The following is a 15,664-nucleotide window of genomic DNA, read 5'->3' as shown; positions in this document are numbered from 1 at the left end:
GCAGAAGACGTCTTAGGGAATATCTAACAGCCAATCCAGAAGCAGCACATGAAAAAGTAAACAAAAAAGGCGAAACCCTAAACGAGAGGTTTGAGAGAAGCTTGGTGGCAACAGAGACAAAAACTGTTTCTGTTTCCTCCCACCAAAAAAGGCTCACTGAATACAAATCTTTATCGATGTAATTGAGGCTTTTTCCATATTCCTATTCATCAAAGAACGAAGAGAGGCTGCTTTACAGCTAAGATTTCTCTAAGCAAACCAGCTTTTGCGCTCATAAAACAAAAATAGCAAACAACTTTCCTCTTAAAGAAAAAGCACCATTGTCCTATAAAAACCATCCCCTCTTAAAATTGCATCAAAATTCCAAAGCTCTTGTTAGCCCAAAGCTCTTTGTAATAATGAGACTATTTGGATAAGCAAAACGCTTGATACATAAAATATTTAATGCTTTCGTCTTCAGTAAAAGCATATGTCTTGTTTTTCTGAGAGTATCCACTTCGTATCTCAAACACCCCCACATCAATGCCATACGACCAAACAACCGCAATAGACCACGCTTATCGTGCATCAACCAAACAACCGCCCCCACCAAGAAGGCTCCATCAAAAACACCAGGACAAGGTCTTAAAATCAACAACCTCTCTTAACGGAAAACGCCTGCCCAACTATTTATCCCTCTTGCCCAACCATTATCCCTCTTTGCCAACCATTACCCCTCTTGCCCAACTATTTACCCCTCTTTGCCAACCATTACCCCTCTTGCCCAACTATTTACCCCTCTTGCCCAACCATTATCCCTCTTTGCCAACCATTACCCCTCTTGCCCAACTATTTACCCCTCTTTGCCAACCATTACCCCTCTTTGCCTAACCATTACCCCTCTTGCCCAACCATTACCCCTCTTGCCCAACTATTTACCCCTCTTTGCCAACCATTACCCCTCTTGCCCAACTATTTACCCCTCTTGCCCAACCATTACCCCTCTTAGCCAACCATTATCCCCATTCCCTAAGATGTCACAACCAACCTTTTGATTTCATAAAAGTTTCACATCTCTTCTGTTTTTGAAGCGTGAAAAATTTCATTTTTAATCTGTCAACCAGCCTCACGTTACCGTGAGGCTTTATTTTATGGAGAAGCAAATGAGAAAAATATCTAAAGCAGGGCTTGCACTCATTAAACAATGGGAAGGATTGCGTTTACATGCCTATAAAGATGCCATCGGGGTGTGGACAATCGGCTATGGTCATACCAACACGGCTGGCAAACCGTTCGTTCACAAGGGCATGATCATTACTGAAAAACAAGCAGAAGAAGTTCTTTCTCAAGATTTAAGACAATTTGAGAATACCGTTGAAAAACATGTGCGGGTTTCCTTAACGGATGAACAATTCGCCGCGCTCGTATCGTTTTGCTATAATATAGGAACATCGGCTTTTTGTAATTCGACCCTGCTCAAAAAACTCAATAATGGCGAATATGAAGCCGTCCCTGCTGAGTTACAAAAGTGGACTAAAGCAGGAGGAAAACGTCTTCACGGTTTAGTGCACCGTCGTGCAGCAGAATCGGGATTATGGGCAAAAGGGGCTTATGTTTCTCCCAACTACCAAACCGTAGAAACGCAAACACCCATGGGATTTTTCAAAGCAGAAGCGCTTACACCGATTATTGGTTCTTTTTCTGGACTTGGGGGCTTATTGGCAGGCAATGGTCCCATCCAATGGGCATTGGCAACCATTATGGTTTTAGCCGCCTGCGTTGGCATTTTCTTTGTGGCAAAACGGTTTCGGGAGCAGCGCTTATGATGTGGTGGTTGAAAAAAAATCTGATGATAACAGGAGCGGCTCTGACCGCTTTTTTTATCGCTTTAGCAAAAGCTTTCACTCTTGGAAAGAAGGTTGAACAACAAAAGCAAATAGAAAAAACGCTAAAGTCATCAACAACACGGCTAGAGGTGGAAAATGAAATTAATCAAAAAAGTGATGCTGATGTACGCGCTGCTCTTACTCACTGGTTGCGCGATAAAAACAATCAATGAGCCTTTTTCTTGCGTTGGTTGGATGCCCATTTATTTAGACAAAAAAGATCTCAATATCATCAGTTCAAATCTCGCAAGAGATATTTTAAAGCATAACAAACAAGGGGAAGGCTTGTGTGGGTGGAAACATGGCTAGAAAAAAAACAGAGCTTACAGAAAAGGAAAAAGAAATCCTACAAGAAATCATCACAACGTATAAAAGTGTAAAAATGATGTCACGCTATACGAAGTGGATTATATTCATCATTTTCTTATTAGCACTTGATTTTTCACGGATCATAGATGTGCTGGGAAGTATTTTTACACAAAAATCGAATATTCAGCTCTAAAATAAATAAAAAACGTGAGACGTGTTAAATCTTTTTTTAAAATATAAAAAGCCATTCGTTATTTTTTGAAAACACGGAGATTTTATTGATGATTTTTTCACGTCTCACGAGAAATTTTTACACGCCTCACAAACGTCGTGCTCTTCACAAACGCTTTCATGAAATGAATTTAAGGGCATGAAGAGAGATTTTTAACCAACGCGTAAGTCAGCAACTTTGGTAACATAAGAAAAGGATCATACCAACGTACATTTTTTTAATAAACTATTGATATCCAAATGATTTTATACTCTTCATAAATAGCATTGCCAAGAATTTGTATTAAAAGACATTTCTTTTAAAGAAGCGCATAAACAAGCAATGTAATGGTAGCCTTACATAAAACTTCTCATCTTTACGTTGAATAAAAAAGCAAGCCGGCTCCTCCCACCCTCCCAATTTCCACCCTCCCAATTCCCTGCCTCCTCAATGCCCTGCCTCCCAATGCCCTGCCTCTCAATGCCCTGCCTCCCAATGCCCTGCCTCTCAATTCCCACCCTCTCAATTCCCTGCCTCCCAATTTCCACCCTCCCAATGCCCTGCCTCCCAATGCCCTGCCTCTCAATGCCCTGCCTCCTCAATGCCCTGCCTCCCAATTCCCTGCCTCTCAATGCCCTGCCTCCTCAATTCCCTGCCTCCCAATGCCCTGCCTCCCAATTCCCTGCCTCCTCAATGCCCTGCCTCCCAATGCCCTGCCTCCCAATTCCCTGCCTCCTCAATGCCCTGCCTCCCAATGCCCTGCCTCTCAATTTCCACCCTCCCAATGCCCTTATGTTCTATGCATAAAGGTCAAGTTGAAGAGAATATATGGAAAATCCTTGGCTCGAAAATATGAAAAGAAGGCATGAGGCTACAACAGAATTTCGCGTGCCTTTATCATCAGAAGCATTAAAAATTCTAAAACAAGCGCGCCTACTGTCTCGTAATGATTTTTTTCGGCTACCTGTCATGGTCCCCTTAGCTCAAAAATTGCTCCCCACTCAAGAATTTTCTGTCACAATATAGGCAACAAACAGAACTTGAGTATAACCACATGGGTTTAGCTCCAATTTAGGTGATGAGCTTACCGAAAAAAAGATGAGAGCAAGGCGAAAAATTAGCTTTTATCTTTAAGCTTCTCAAATGGAGCAGTCTCCCCATTTCAGAGATCAACGAAACAGAGAGATGCTTATTCTCCTATGCAAAAGCTTGAAATACCAGCATCTTATTCATAAAAAAACAACCCAGCCCCATCATGCTCTTTTCAACTCTGTCTTTCCAACGCTCAATAGGTACTAACTCTTAGCTACTGACTTTTAATGATTGCGTTGGTTCATAAAACCGTAGTGACCTCTCACCTTATGAAGCACAAACACAGGATTTTTTAACGGTGCATACATAAACCTAAAATGAAAAAATAGAACTGTATTAGGAATAAATGACTATAAGTCAAAGAGTTATATTTTTATTAGCACAATATTTTCAAAGGAAACCACGATCCCCACACAATAGAAACATTTCATAAAAACAAGAGAAAAAGCTATGGATTAAGAGTGAGCTTCATTCACAATGACGGTAGATCAACCAGAGGAGAATAGAACAATCCTTTAAGGTAAAGAAACTGTCATAAAAGGAAAATTCGTATGAACAAAAGAAATATATAAAAAAACGGGCACAGAAGACCCGTTTCTTTATTACTTCTATGGAATAAGAGCTTAGAAATCCATTCCGCCCATTCCACCCATTCCACCAGCAGGCATCGGAGGCATTGGTGTATCTTTCTTTGGAACTTCAGCAACCTTTGCTTCTGTTGTGATCAGAAGGCTCGCAATTGAAGCCGCATTCTGAAGAGCAGAACGCAAAAACTTTCACAGGATCAACAATTCTTGAAAGCAATCAAATCACCAAATTCACCGGTTGAAAAACATGAAAAAGCATAAAAAAAACGGGCACAGAAGACCCGTTTCTTTATTATTTCTATGGAAAAGAGCTTAGAAATCCATTCCGCCCATTCCACCCATTCCGCCAGCAGGCATCGGAGGCATTGGTGTATCTTTCTTTGGAACTTCAGCAACCATTGCTTCTGTTGTGATCAGAAGGCTCGCAATTGAAGCCGCATTCTGAAGAGCAGAACGCACAAACTTTCACAGGATCAACAATTCTTGAAAGCAATCAAATCACCAAATTCACCGGCTGAAAAACATGAAAAAGCATAAAAAAAAACGGGCACAGAAGACCCGTTTCTTTATTACTTCTATGGAATAAGAGCTTAGAAATCCATTCCGCCCATTCCACCCATTCCACCAGCAGGCATCGGAGGCATTGGTGTATCTTTCTTTGGAACTTCAGCAACCTTTGCTTCTGTTGTGATCAGAAGGCTCGCAATTGAAGCCGCATTCTGAAGAGCAGAACGCAAAAACTTTCACAGGATCAACAATTCTTGAAAGCAATCAAATCACCAAATTCACCGGTTGAAAAACATGAAAAAGCATAAAAAAAACGGGCACAGAAGACCCGTTTCTTTATTATTTCTATGGAAAAGAGCTTAGAAATCCATTCCGCCCATTCCACCCATTCCGCCAGCAGGCATCGGAGGCATTGGTGTATCTTTCTTTGGAACTTCAGCAACCATTGCTTCTGTTGTGATCAGAAGGCTCGCAATTGAAGCCGCATTCTGAAGAGCAGAACGCACAACTTTCACAGGATCAACAATTCCCAAAGCAATCAAATCACCAAATTCACCCGTGGCGGTATTATAACCATAAGTGTCAGCATTATTTTCCAGCACTTTGCCCACAATAATAGCGGCTTCTTCACCAGCATTGCTTGCAATCTGGCGCGCTGGTGCTTGTAGAGCACGACGAACGATACTAATACCAGCTTCTTGGTCAGGATTACTTCCCTTAACGGTCAACGCATTTGCTGCACGCAACAATGCGGTACCACCACCAGCAACAATACCTTCTTCAACAGCAGCACGTGTTGCATTCAAAGCATCATCAACACGGTCTTTCTTTTCTTTCACTTCAACTTCTGTTGCACCACCCACACGGATAACAGCAACACCACCAGCGAGTTTAGCAAGTCTTTCTTGCAATTTTTCACGGTCATAGTCAGAAGTTGTTTCTTCAATCTGAGCCTTGATTTGATTGACGCGAGCAGTAATTTCGCTCTTTTGTCCAGCACCATCAATAATGGTGGTGTTTTCTTTAGAAATATTCACTTTCTTTGCACGTCCAAGCATATCCAAAGTGACATTTTCAAGTTTAATGCCCACATCTTCAGAAATAACCTGTCCAGATGTCAAGATAGCGATATCTTCTAACATTGCTTTACGACGGTCACCAAATCCAGGAGCTTTTACAGCAGCAATTTTCAAACCACCACGTAATTTGTTAACAACGAGCGTTGCCAAAGCTTCACCTTCCACATCTTCAGCGATAATGAGAAGTGGTTTTCCAGATTGCACAACAGCTTCAAGCACAGGAAGAAGAGATTGCAAATTAGACAATTTCTTTTCGTGAATGAGAATGTAAGGATCATCAAGATCAGCGACCATTTTCTCAGCATTTGTGACAAAATAAGGGGAAAGATACCCACGGTCAAATTGCATTCCTTCAACGACTTCTAATTCCGTTTCAGCGGTTTTAGCTTCTTCCACGGTAATGACGCCTTCATTGCCCACTTTTTCCATAGCATCAGCGATCATTTTACCGATTTCAGCAGCGCCATTAGCGGAAATTGTTCCCACCTGTGCAATTTCTGCTGAAGTTTGGATTTTTTTTGCTTTTTTGAAGAGGTTTGCCACCACTTCTTCAACAGCAGCATCAATCCCACGCTTCAAATCCATTGGGTTCATGCCTGCAGCAACAGCTTTAACACCTTCTTGCACAATAGCTTGTCCTAAAACAGTTGCTGTTGTTGTTCCATCACCAGCGATATCATTGGTTTTAGAAGCAACTTCGCGCAACATTTGTGCACCCATATTTTCGAACTTATCTTCCAGTTCGATTTCCTTTGCAACGGATACACCATCTTTTGTGATGCGAGGTGCACCGAATGATTTATCAATCACCACATTGCGACCTTTAGGGCCGAGTGTCACCTTAACAGCATTAGCAAGGATGTCGACACCGCGCAACAAACGCTCACGCGCTTCACGGCCAAATTTGACTTCTTTAGCAGCCATTTAATTTCTCCTTGGAGTTTTCTCAAAATAGTACACAATGAAAAACTAAGTGCTTCAATTAGCCCATAATTCCCATAATGTCAGATTCTTTCATGATGAGGAGATCTTCCCCATTAATCTTGACTTCAGTTCCAGACCATTTTCCAAACAAAATACGGTCTCCTGTTTTGACTTCTAAAGGCACGCGCTTTCCGTTATCATCGAGAGCGCCATTGCCAACAGCAATCACTTCGCCTTCTTGGGGTTTTTCTTTTGCTGTATCAGGGATGATAATCCCACCAGCCGTTTTATTTTCAGATTCAACCCGACGGACAACGACACGGTCGTGAAGTGGGCGGAATTGTATATTAGCCATGTTTTAAATCCTTAAAACTGAACATAATTGCATTAATCTTAAAAGTTCTTGCTAGCACTCTCAAACTACGAGTGCTAGCATGTGTTAGATATAAAATCGGCATCTCTCAATGTCAAGAATAGCCATAAAAATAATTTCTCTAAATGAAGCTTCAAAGTCTTGCCTCTTATTGCACTTTCGCGTTATCTATCTTTTTTGAGAACCCGTGAACAAAAAAGGATCTTATCATGGTTGAAACACGTCAGGAAACGGATAGCTTTGGAACGATTTCGGTACGTCAAGATCGTTATTGGGGCGCACAAACTGAACGTTCTCTGCATAATTTTAATATTGGCAGTGAAAAGCAGCCTCTTGCCATCATCTATGCCTTAGTCCTTGTCAAAAAAGCAGCAGCGATTGTAAACATGGGCAAAGGAAAACTACCAGAAAATATTGGAAAAGCAATTATTGCCGCCGCTGATGAAGTGCTTGCTGGCGATTTTGATAAGCATTTTCCACTGTCCGTCTGGCAAACAGGTTCTGGCACACAAAGCAATATGAATGTCAATGAAGTCATTGCTAATCGTGCTAGTAAGATTTTGGGAGGAAAACTTGGAAGCAAAAAACCAGTTCATCCCAATGACCATGTCAATATGAGCCAATCATCGAACGATTCCTTTCCCACGGCGCTTCACATTGCCACCACGTTGCAAACACGCCAACACTTATTGCCAATCCTTGAAGCTCTTATTGCGACATTAAAACAAAAAGAGCAAGAATTTGCAGACATCATTAAAATCGGTCGCACCCACACGCAAGATGCAACACCTTTAACCTTAGGGCAAGAATTTTCAGGCTATCGTGCCGCATTAGAAGCCAATCGTCAGCGCATTGAAAATGCTCTAACCGATGTCCACATGCTTGCTCAAGGTGGCACGGCTGTTGGCACAGGGCTGAATGCGCCAAAAGGTTTTGACGTTGCTTTTGCACAAACAGTGAGCACTCTCACAGGAGTAACGTTCCAAACTGCCAGCAATAAATTTGAAGCACTTGCCCATCATGGCGCCCTTGCGCATTTCCACGGAAGCTTGAATGCTCTCGCTGCTGATCTGTTTAAAATTGCCAATGACATTCGGTTTTTAGGCTCTGGTCCACGTTCTGGTTTAGGGGAACTCAGTCTTCCTGAAAATGAACCCGGATCTTCTATTATGCCCGGCAAAGTCAACCCCACACAATGTGAAGCCTTAACCATGGTCGCATGCCAAGTTTTTGGTAATCACACCAGCGTAACCTTTGCCGCAAGCCAAGGACATTTTGAACTCAACGTTTATAAACCTGTTATTGGCTATAACGTTTTACAATCAATTACCCTTCTTGGTGATTGCATGCGTTCTTTTGATATGCATTGCATCCAAGGATTACGGGCCAATCGCGTTCATATTCACTCGCTCATGGAGCGCTCACTCATGTTAGTCACAGCTCTAGCACCAGAAATTGGCTATGAAAGAGCTGCTGAAATTGCCAAAGCAGCGCATAAAAATGATACAACTTTGCGCACCGAAGCATTAAAAGCAGGCGTTTTTGTAGAGGATTATGACCGATTAGTTGATCCCAAAAAGATGATTGCTCCCCAATAAACAACCCACTAAAAAAGATGCAAACGTCTTAAAACAAATCGTTCTGTCAAAAGATCGGGGTGTAAACACCCCGATGATGACCGATAACCATTACCCACAGCGTTCATTTTAGGCTCTGGTCCGCATTTATGCTATGGGTGGTTTTGTTGCTTATATTGTACTTAAAAGGCACAACGGTTTTGGAAAGAAATGGATAGTCATGGCTCAACACCCAATGGCTATACTGGCGGAAAGTGATTTAAATGGATATGACTTTAAGGTGTTTTTCATTCTAGCTTCACGTCTTGATTTTAAAAATTAATTAGCTATCAACCAAAAAGAATTAGCTCAAAAAAATCAGTATTAATAGACATAATTTCAATCGAAGTAAAAAAGATTAATGAATTCATAGTAGTTACGCTTACAATGTTATCATTATTGATAACATTGGGTAGATAACTCTTATCTCAATGAGATAATGTATTGATTTATAATAATAATCTAGCGTTATCCATATTGAATGAGAATCCTAAATACCGTAAGATTTTCTCATTTTAAATCTGTCCCATGTTGCATCAATCAAAATCACTGACTAGCACATCACAAACGGAATGAATGTATGGATAGAAATTGTATAAGATAAGGAAAAACGCCTCTAATGAACCACCTCAAGTGCCAAGGACTGTCACAACGGCCAAAGGGGCCTGTCACAACATTGTGGAGAGGACTGTCACAACACCCACGAACTGGCAAATATAGTAATGGCACCGGCTTGCTCCTCTATGAAGCGGAAAAGAGGTGCTCAATAGATTTATCATTATACCATTCACGAGCCACCGTCGTGAAATAGGTTTAGAAACATTGAAAAATGTCTCCTCTATGAAGCGGAAAAGAGGTGCTCAATAGAGGAACAGCTGTTGGAACAAAATTCGATGCACTGAAAGGTTTTGACCTTTGCTGAAACAATTCACTCTCTGACGGGATATCCTTGACAGCTCGCAAGAAATTTGAGGCATTTGCCCCTTATGGCGCCCTCACCCATTTCCACAAAAACCTGAATGCACGCGCTAATCTCTTTAAAATAGCCAACGACATTCAGTTTTTAGGCTCTCATCCACGTTCCGTCTTTAAGCGAACGGAAAGTTTATCATTTTACATGGCACATGAGAAACCTCTTGAAACTTGAGATTCTCGCCCTTTGCTCCTTCTTATTCTTCGTATTCCATTCAATCAATCAAAACTATTCGCTTGGATTGTCATAAGAAAAAGTAGCGTATAGATAAAAAAGAAATAAAGTCGCTCATCCCCTTAAGTGCTCAAAAGGCTATCGCCATACAAAGCTACGCAATATCAGAAACAAGCAAAGAATACGATAAAGAATATGATAAAGAATATGATGGTGCCAATATGCATTTTTTACGACCAATTGAATATTAAGCACTTTGATATCAATCATAGTGGATAATATATTTAACACTTAATAACAAAAAGTGATTTTAATATATATAAAATAATATTTTTTAAACAAATAAAAAGCCTGTTTACTATATTATATTTTTTTCTAAAACACAGAGAACACTGAAGAGGCGTATATAAAAAATCCTTAAAAATCAATACAAACGCGGGATAATAGCATGAAAACAAGTTTTAAGAACACTTAAATATGGATAATTATAGAGTTTTTGAGTATTTTAATTTTCATAATGATATTAAATATAGATTTCTTTAACCAATTCGTGTATAATGCGCTTTGTATTTTAAATGAATTGGGGACGTTTTTATGAAAACAAAATGTTTAATTGCACTATCTATTTTCACTTTCATTACCGCTTCAACAGCGCAAGCAGCAGATACGGTAATCTTTGAGCAATCAAAACCGAAGGTTTCATTGCAAAATGATTCATCATCACGTATTTCACCGGTTACTGTTTCTGCGCCTTTTTCTTGGTCTGGTTTTTATTTTGGAGGACAAATTGGATATTTTTCCAATAAAAATACTCTAAATTACGCACAAGAAGCTAGGGACGGAAAATGGGCTTTGGTTGATAGAGATTTATCACCGAAACTATCAGGATTGAGAGCAGGTTTGTATGCAGGTTCTAATATTGATCTGGGAGATTTTGTTTTCGGTTTTGATACGGACATGGTTTGGTCTGGGAAGAAAAGTACCCAAACAGACAATGGAAAGAAAATTCTAGATAAATTAGACTCCATTAACATTGCCTTTGAAGAAGCTGGAATTCCTATCATAAAACCTGCCGCTCAGGATGAAACGATACCCAACCATGGTGACATTGTTGTTAGCGGTGTAACATTGAAAGAAACATGGTCTGGTGCCGCGCGCGCGCGTATTGGTTTTGCTTCCCATCGTCTTATGCCTTATATTGCAGGGGGTATAGCCTATAGACAGATGCAATATATCATGTCACTTTTATCAAAATCGCAAGAAGATTCGACAATTTTTGCTTCTGGCAATGTGTTAGATGAGACAAAAACAATGTTTGGTTACACTGTTGGTGGTGGTTTTGATCTTGCAATGACAGATAATATCATCATGCGTACAGAATATCGTTATTCAGATTTTTTTAAAAAGAAATTTGCAAACGATAACCTTAAAATCTCTTCTCAAACGCATGATGTTCGCTTTGGTATCGCTTATAAATTCTAAGTTTTGTAGAAAAATTGAACGATTAAAAAACCCTGTTAAAAACGGGGTTTTTTAATGCCCCTTTGCACTAAAAAGACGTAGATTCTAAAAACCAGTACTAAACTGTAAACAAATAATCACGAAACAATCCAACCTCTCCCTCTCTTAAAGCAAGCTCCTATCCTCTCAGCCTTTCATGTCGTGCATTGGGAATATATAAAAGCTTTACCACCATACCACTGGGCGCCATCGTAAAATAAATGAGAGCCGGTATTTAAGAGATATTTCTTTAAAAGAAATATGGATATTGTGCATCAATTGCAGTTTTATAGGATGATGTTGACTTGGCCTCCCCGCTCTTAAAGGATAAAGATTCTAAAAACCCATTTTAAAACACCCATTTTTAAACACCATGTCCGTTTATAAAAGCACAAAAACTCTTGGGGACTCTTAAGGGGATCTTGGGCGAGCTTCTCTGGGCTCCTCCTCATGGAATGCCCTTAAGCCTAAAGCAAGACAAACACACTGAAGAATATTCAACACACAGCGAAAAAATACTGTAACGTTTCAAGGAAGTATGCCCTATATTACCACACTTCAAACGACCGTATTTTACAGCTATTGTATGCCAGAGTGGAGAAAGGATATTGCGGTTTTCTGTTTATGTAATTTCTGTAACGGGGAGACAGCTTCATTTGGAGAGAACATGAAGTTGTCAAGGTAAAAAACCAATTTCCAACCTTACCATTTCCCTCTGCTTTACAACTTTCAAAAGCCTCTAAAACACTATTTTTTTAAACCTCTAAAACTCTGTCTTTTAAAGAGTGGAGATTACGCATTGCCTCATGCTTTTGTTGCTCACATATCTTTTTGGCGATCCCCCTCATGTCATACGACAACGCTTCAAACCAAACACACTCAAATTCAAGACACTTTGGTTGCCAATGCACATGCGTGTTTTAAAGAAACATCTCTCAAAACCCTCAAGCCCATTTTGCGAAAGCACCTACAAGAATATAAAATCTATAAAGCCTCTAAAGCACTATTTTTTTAAACCTCTAAAACTCTGTCTTTTAAAGAGTGGAGATTACGCATTGCCTCATGCTTTTGTTGCTCACATATCTTTTTGGCGATCACGCCCCTCATGTCATACGACAACGCTTCAAACCAAACACACTCAAATTCAAGACACTTTGGTTGCCAACTCACATGCATGTTTTAAAGAAACATCTCTCAAAACCCTCAAGCCCATTTTGCGAAAGCACCTACAAGAATATAAAATCTATAGAGCACCATCTCTACACTTCATAAAAGTGCAAGCTGGCACCATCCATCATACACTTTACCTCCAATGATGCCCTTGAAACGGCATAAGAGGCATTTTTATTCATTTTTTGTAAAATTTCACTCCACGCGAGCTCATCTAGCTTGTAACGTACGAGCGACATGATTTTGGTTGATTTACTATAAGCAGACTTGAAATGAGAGAATCCTACGGTATTCGAGGTTTTTCATTCAACATGCAAAACATTGAACACGGTCTATAAATCCCATGTTTTATAAATCCCCCCATGTTTTATAAATCCCATGTTTTATAAACCAAAGTGATGCGCCATAACAGGATCAAGGGAAATATTTATGAAGTGGTGCGGGTGGTCGGACTCGAACCGACACTCCTCTCGGAACCAGATTTTGAGTCTGGCGCGTCTACCAGTTCCACCACACCCGCACACTTTTATAAAAGACAGGACTATAAAAGATAGACTTGTCGATTATTCCTTTGCACTATATGAAGAAGCACAGATTCGTCAACAGAAGACTTCTCATTTTTTAAGAATTCATATCATTTTCTTATCTATTTTATGGAATATTTTCTTTATTGGATTTCTCTACCGGATTTATAGCAATCTCATTTGTAAAGTCTTTACCTCTTAAACTTATAAAAAGCCTCATGATATTAAACAAATTAAAGCTTTGGACGATTTCTTTAGCAAATCGGCGTACAGCACCACACTGGCTTGGTTTCATTGCCTTTATTGAAAGTTCTGTTTTTCCAATTCCCATAGATGTTTTATATATTCCGATGCTTCTTATCCATCAAAAGCGGGTTTATCGCTATGCTTTGATTGCGACAATCTGTTCTGTATTAGGAGGCATTGCCGGTTGGTTTATCGGACATTTTGCCTATGATACCCTTGCCAAACCCATTTTAGAAATTTATGGTAAGGTTGAAAGTTTTGAATCTCTGAAAAATAGTGCAACCCTGCAATTTCTAATCATTTTACTGATAACATCAGGTTTTTTTCATCTTCCCCCCATCAAGATTGTCACAATTTTGGCCGGTGTAATGAGTGTACGTCTTGAACTTTTCATGCTTATTTGTATTTTTTCTAGAGGCGCTCGTTTTTATCTTCTCGCGTGGCTGATTAAACATTTTGGACAAAAAGCAATGAATTTTTTAGTACAGCATTTCAAATGGATTGTTCTCATTGGTTGTGTTAGCCTCCTTTTAATTTATGGGATTTTCATAGCTTTTTTAAACAGGAAGCTTTTATAAGGAACAGACTTAATGGCATGCGTTTTGTCTTCTCACCCACTTTTACACAAGCACCTTCATCTTGAACCCAGCAGAAAAGAACAAAGTTTGTGGGCTTTTTTTCTTGCTTTTTGCTTGTCTGCCACAATAGGTATTGCCCTTGGTTTTGAACATTTCGGAGGGTATCTTCCTTGCGATTTATGTCTCATAGAGCGTTTCCCCTATTATGGGGCCATACCATTTTTGCTTTTAGCAGGTTTTGGGGCATATTTTTTTCGCATAACTGCTTGGGTACAACTTTTATTTTTGTGTGTTTTTGTCTTAATGTGCATCAGCCTTGTTTTAGCCATTTATCATGCGGGTGTTGAATATGGCTTTTGGGCTGCTCCCCTCAGTTGTGGTTTAAGCGCAGTGAGAAAAACCTCAGACATTAACCAGCTGCTTAACCAATTAAACAACATTCATCCCCCTTCTTGTTCTGAAGCATCCGCACGCTTTCTTTTTCTTTCATTTGCCGGTTGGAATGTCGTCTCAAGCCTATTTTTCAGCCTTATAAGCCTCTATATTACTTCAAAAGGCATTCTTTCAAGCAATAAAAAACTCTAACCATAAAATAGAAACGAAACCGCGTTCACTCGTTCTCTCCAATCGCTTCCCCCCTAACCAACAACTCTCCAGTCACCAATCCCCACCCAAAACCACCCACCGCCAAACCAACCCACCGCCAAACCAACCCACCAACACCAACGAGTCACCAACATCCCTCCTCTAGCGTTGTACTCAAAAGACAAAAATAAGCAGATACATCCATTTTATGGTTTCACCTCTCTGTACTTATAAGCAACATTTTGATAAAAACTCGTGATAGAAAAGCCGTAAAATAATAAGTGAGGGGACCAATAAATATAAATGGTCTGCTATGGCTGAAGATAAGAATACAGAGCCTTCTACCCTATCACCTATTTCCTTAGATATAACCAAACTTGAAGAACCATGTGTTATGATGGAACATGATCATAATGCATGGCGTGAGCATATAAAAGAAAGAGATTTAAATGCGCCTTACGAAAAACCACCTCATATAAAACCACGAATCAAATCGGCACCACGCATCAGGCAAGTTTTTTGGTGCGATTTTCCTCATGATTCGATACTCCCTGAATTTTGGAAAAAGCGGCCTGTTTTAGTGCTTTCTAAGAATGCAAAATTATATGGAAATGTGACAGTTTTACCTTTTTCAACGAAATCACAACCCAATAATCCCGCTGCGTATCCAATACAATCTCCCATAGAGAATAAAAAAGCGTGGATTATCTGCAATTATGTCACAACAGTTTCTGTAAGTCGTTTAAGTTGCTCACGTACCGTTCCAAGGTTATCCTGCGAAGATTTTCATAAAGTTGTAGCTCTAATGCTCAAATATTTACCGCATTTACAGTATTGACTTTTGGGAAAAATAAGTGTACCTATATCAGCATACACGGCATCAGTAATGGTGACCGCTTCCCCGCAAGGGGAGATAGGAACGAAGGAGTGGGAAACCGCTCCTTTCGTCATTTTTAGTATTTTTTTGAAAACTGCCATTTTTTGCAACCTTCCCTAGAACATATCCAACATTCATTCTCCACCGTTGTTGTTTTGAAATATCTGCGATTTGGGGTAAGCAGAAGACAATATCCACACCTTGGATCCGGTAAAGTTTCCCATGGAGATTACCGAGATATTGTACATACTTATCATTTCATTGCACAAAAAATCGTGCTGCCGTTTCTTAAACTTTATATGATTTTCCGCAATGGGAATATCTTTCCAAGATTGAAAAAAAGCTTCGCTTTATATGACCACACCTCAAACGATCGTATTTGACGAGATAACAAAGAAAATTCTCTAATAAACCAGAAATCAACACCCAACCGATTTCTATCTCTTCACCAAAAACAATTGTTTATTGCCCTAA

General features: G+C 39.8%; 14 protein-coding genes, 1 tRNA gene and 5 pseudogenes. 12 read left to right on the top strand and 8 right to left on the bottom strand.

Annotated elements, in window-relative coordinates:
• A pseudogene (locus tag ACFIKN_RS08845) lies at window positions 1–182 on the top strand (intracellular effector); the annotation flags it as partial.
• A 173-nt stretch (window positions 183–355) separates the two neighbouring features.
• Here the strand turns inward: ACFIKN_RS08845 and ACFIKN_RS08840 are convergent.
• Window positions 356–634, bottom strand: a complete 279-nt coding sequence (locus tag ACFIKN_RS08840) for a hypothetical protein (RefSeq protein WP_375637791.1) — start codon at window positions 632–634, stop codon at window positions 356–358.
• Window positions 635–1,142: 508 nt separating this feature from the next.
• Here ACFIKN_RS08840 and ACFIKN_RS08835 point away from each other — a divergent pair.
• Genes ACFIKN_RS08835 through ACFIKN_RS08820 form a run of 4 tightly spaced genes read left to right on the top strand, consistent with a single transcriptional unit; the run spans window position 1,143 to window position 2,367 of the window.
• Window positions 1,143–1,805 (top strand): lysozyme, encoded by a 663-nt coding sequence (locus ACFIKN_RS08835; RefSeq protein ID WP_375658280.1) that lies wholly within the window; start codon window positions 1,143–1,145, stop codon window positions 1,803–1,805.
• Window positions 1,802–2,038: a hypothetical protein gene (locus ACFIKN_RS08830; RefSeq protein ID WP_273790902.1), complete on the top strand. Its 237-nt coding sequence runs from the start codon at window positions 1,802–1,804 to the stop codon at window positions 2,036–2,038. The genes ACFIKN_RS08835 and ACFIKN_RS08830 overlap by 4 nt, the downstream gene beginning before the upstream one ends.
• Window positions 1,962–2,174, top strand: a complete 213-nt coding sequence (locus ACFIKN_RS08825) for a hypothetical protein (RefSeq protein WP_273790903.1) — start codon at window positions 1,962–1,964, stop codon at window positions 2,172–2,174. Before ACFIKN_RS08830 ends, ACFIKN_RS08825 begins: the two co-directional genes overlap by 77 nt.
• A complete protein-coding gene (locus tag ACFIKN_RS08820) occupies window positions 2,167–2,367 on the top strand; it encodes a hypothetical protein (RefSeq protein ID WP_273790904.1) in 201 nt (66 codons plus the stop codon). Before ACFIKN_RS08825 ends, ACFIKN_RS08820 begins: the two co-directional genes overlap by 8 nt.
• Window positions 2,368–2,741: 374 nt before the next feature.
• Here the strand turns inward: ACFIKN_RS08820 and ACFIKN_RS08815 are convergent, their stop codons facing one another.
• Complete coding sequence (locus tag ACFIKN_RS08815; protein WP_375658279.1) at window positions 2,742–3,017, bottom strand: hypothetical protein; 276 nt, start codon at window positions 3,015–3,017, stop codon at window positions 2,742–2,744.
• Window positions 3,018–3,213: 196 nt separating this feature from the next.
• On the opposite strand from ACFIKN_RS08815, the gene ACFIKN_RS08810 reads away from it, so the two are divergent.
• Window positions 3,214–3,411: a hypothetical protein gene (locus ACFIKN_RS08810; RefSeq protein WP_375630965.1), complete on the top strand. Its 198-nt coding sequence runs from the start codon at window positions 3,214–3,216 to the stop codon at window positions 3,409–3,411.
• A gap of 689 nt (window positions 3,412–4,100) precedes the next feature.
• Here the strand turns inward: ACFIKN_RS08810 and groEL (ACFIKN_RS08805) are convergent.
• The 5 genes and pseudogenes from groEL (ACFIKN_RS08805) to groES form a co-directional block, all read right to left on the bottom strand.
• A pseudogene (gene groEL, locus ACFIKN_RS08805) lies at window positions 4,101–4,306 on the bottom strand (chaperonin GroEL); the annotation flags it as partial.
• A gap of 70 nt (window positions 4,307–4,376) precedes the next feature.
• Window positions 4,377–4,582 (bottom strand): annotated as a pseudogene (gene groEL / locus ACFIKN_RS08800) (chaperonin GroEL); the annotation flags it as partial.
• Between the two features lie 72 nt (window positions 4,583–4,654).
• A pseudogene (gene groEL, locus ACFIKN_RS08795) lies at window positions 4,655–4,860 on the bottom strand (chaperonin GroEL); the annotation flags it as partial.
• 70 nt (window positions 4,861–4,930) lie between these two features.
• Complete coding sequence (gene groL, locus ACFIKN_RS08790) at window positions 4,931–6,574, bottom strand: chaperonin GroEL (RefSeq protein WP_273790908.1); 1,644 nt, start codon at window positions 6,572–6,574, stop codon at window positions 4,931–4,933.
• A gap of 58 nt (window positions 6,575–6,632) precedes the next feature.
• Window positions 6,633–6,929, bottom strand: coding sequence for a co-chaperone GroES (groES, locus tag ACFIKN_RS08785; protein WP_005774667.1), 297 nt, complete (start codon window positions 6,927–6,929; stop codon window positions 6,633–6,635).
• A 227-nt stretch (window positions 6,930–7,156) separates the two neighbouring features.
• Between groES and fumC the strand changes: the two genes are divergently transcribed.
• From fumC to ACFIKN_RS08770, 3 genes and pseudogenes are all read left to right on the top strand, one after another.
• Window positions 7,157–8,545 (top strand): class II fumarate hydratase, encoded by a 1,389-nt coding sequence (gene fumC / locus ACFIKN_RS08780; protein WP_375630964.1) that lies wholly within the window; start codon window positions 7,157–7,159, stop codon window positions 8,543–8,545.
• Between the two features lie 886 nt (window positions 8,546–9,431).
• A pseudogene (locus ACFIKN_RS08775) lies at window positions 9,432–9,647 on the top strand (lyase family protein); the annotation flags it as partial.
• 657 nt (window positions 9,648–10,304) lie between these two features.
• Window positions 10,305–11,192 (top strand): outer membrane protein, encoded by an 888-nt coding sequence (locus ACFIKN_RS08770; RefSeq protein ID WP_375630962.1) that lies wholly within the window; start codon window positions 10,305–10,307, stop codon window positions 11,190–11,192.
• A gap of 1,623 nt (window positions 11,193–12,815) precedes the next feature.
• On the opposite strand, the gene ACFIKN_RS08765 is transcribed toward ACFIKN_RS08770, so the two are convergent.
• Window positions 12,816–12,900 (bottom strand) — tRNA-Leu (locus tag ACFIKN_RS08765).
• Between the two features lie 222 nt (window positions 12,901–13,122).
• Between ACFIKN_RS08765 and ACFIKN_RS08760 the strand changes: the two genes are divergently transcribed.
• The 3 genes from ACFIKN_RS08760 (at window position 13,123) to ACFIKN_RS08750 (ending at window position 15,151) form a co-directional block, all read left to right on the top strand.
• Window positions 13,123–13,728, top strand: coding sequence for a YqaA family protein (locus ACFIKN_RS08760; protein ID WP_273790911.1), 606 nt, complete (start codon window positions 13,123–13,125; stop codon window positions 13,726–13,728).
• Between the two features lie 12 nt (window positions 13,729–13,740).
• Window positions 13,741–14,313, top strand: coding sequence for a disulfide bond formation protein B (locus tag ACFIKN_RS08755; protein ID WP_375622893.1), 573 nt, complete (start codon window positions 13,741–13,743; stop codon window positions 14,311–14,313).
• 313 nt (window positions 14,314–14,626) lie between these two features.
• Complete coding sequence (locus ACFIKN_RS08750; protein ID WP_273790913.1) at window positions 14,627–15,151, top strand: type II toxin-antitoxin system PemK/MazF family toxin; 525 nt, start codon at window positions 14,627–14,629, stop codon at window positions 15,149–15,151.
• Window positions 15,152–15,664: the final 513 nt, after the last annotated feature.

Source organism: Bartonella sp. CL436QHHD (assembly GCF_042195105.1).
Classification (GTDB): domain Bacteria; phylum Pseudomonadota; class Alphaproteobacteria; order Rhizobiales; family Rhizobiaceae; genus Bartonella.
The sequence above is the reverse complement of the archived record's forward strand: the minus strand, read 5'-3'. Positions and strand labels throughout refer to the sequence as shown.

What these genes read in the sequence shown, in the direction of transcription:
- ACFIKN_RS08750 (WP_273790913.1), top strand. Translation starts at nt 14,627, where the DNA reads ATGGCTGAAGATAAGAATACAGAGCCTTCTACCCTATCACCTATTTCC.
- groL (WP_273790908.1), bottom strand. Translation starts at nt 6,574, where the DNA reads ATGGCTGCTAAAGAAGTCAAATTTGGCCGTGAAGCGCGTGAGCGTTTG.
- ACFIKN_RS08835 (WP_375658280.1), top strand. Translation starts at nt 1,143, where the DNA reads ATGAGAAAAATATCTAAAGCAGGGCTTGCACTCATTAAACAATGGGAA.
- ACFIKN_RS08760 (WP_273790911.1), top strand. Translation starts at nt 13,123, where the DNA reads ATGATATTAAACAAATTAAAGCTTTGGACGATTTCTTTAGCAAATCGG.
- groES (WP_005774667.1), bottom strand. Translation starts at nt 6,929, where the DNA reads ATGGCTAATATACAATTCCGCCCACTTCACGACCGTGTCGTTGTCCGT.
- fumC (WP_375630964.1), top strand. Translation starts at nt 7,157, where the DNA reads ATGGTTGAAACACGTCAGGAAACGGATAGCTTTGGAACGATTTCGGTA.
- ACFIKN_RS08755 (WP_375622893.1), top strand. Translation starts at nt 13,741, where the DNA reads ATGGCATGCGTTTTGTCTTCTCACCCACTTTTACACAAGCACCTTCAT.
- ACFIKN_RS08810 (WP_375630965.1), top strand. Translation starts at nt 3,214, where the DNA reads ATGGAAAATCCTTGGCTCGAAAATATGAAAAGAAGGCATGAGGCTACA.
- ACFIKN_RS08820 (WP_273790904.1), top strand. Translation starts at nt 2,167, where the DNA reads ATGGCTAGAAAAAAAACAGAGCTTACAGAAAAGGAAAAAGAAATCCTA.
- ACFIKN_RS08830 (WP_273790902.1), top strand. Translation starts at nt 1,802, where the DNA reads ATGATGTGGTGGTTGAAAAAAAATCTGATGATAACAGGAGCGGCTCTG.
- ACFIKN_RS08825 (WP_273790903.1), top strand. Translation starts at nt 1,962, where the DNA reads ATGAAATTAATCAAAAAAGTGATGCTGATGTACGCGCTGCTCTTACTC.
- ACFIKN_RS08770 (WP_375630962.1), top strand. Translation starts at nt 10,305, where the DNA reads ATGAAAACAAAATGTTTAATTGCACTATCTATTTTCACTTTCATTACC.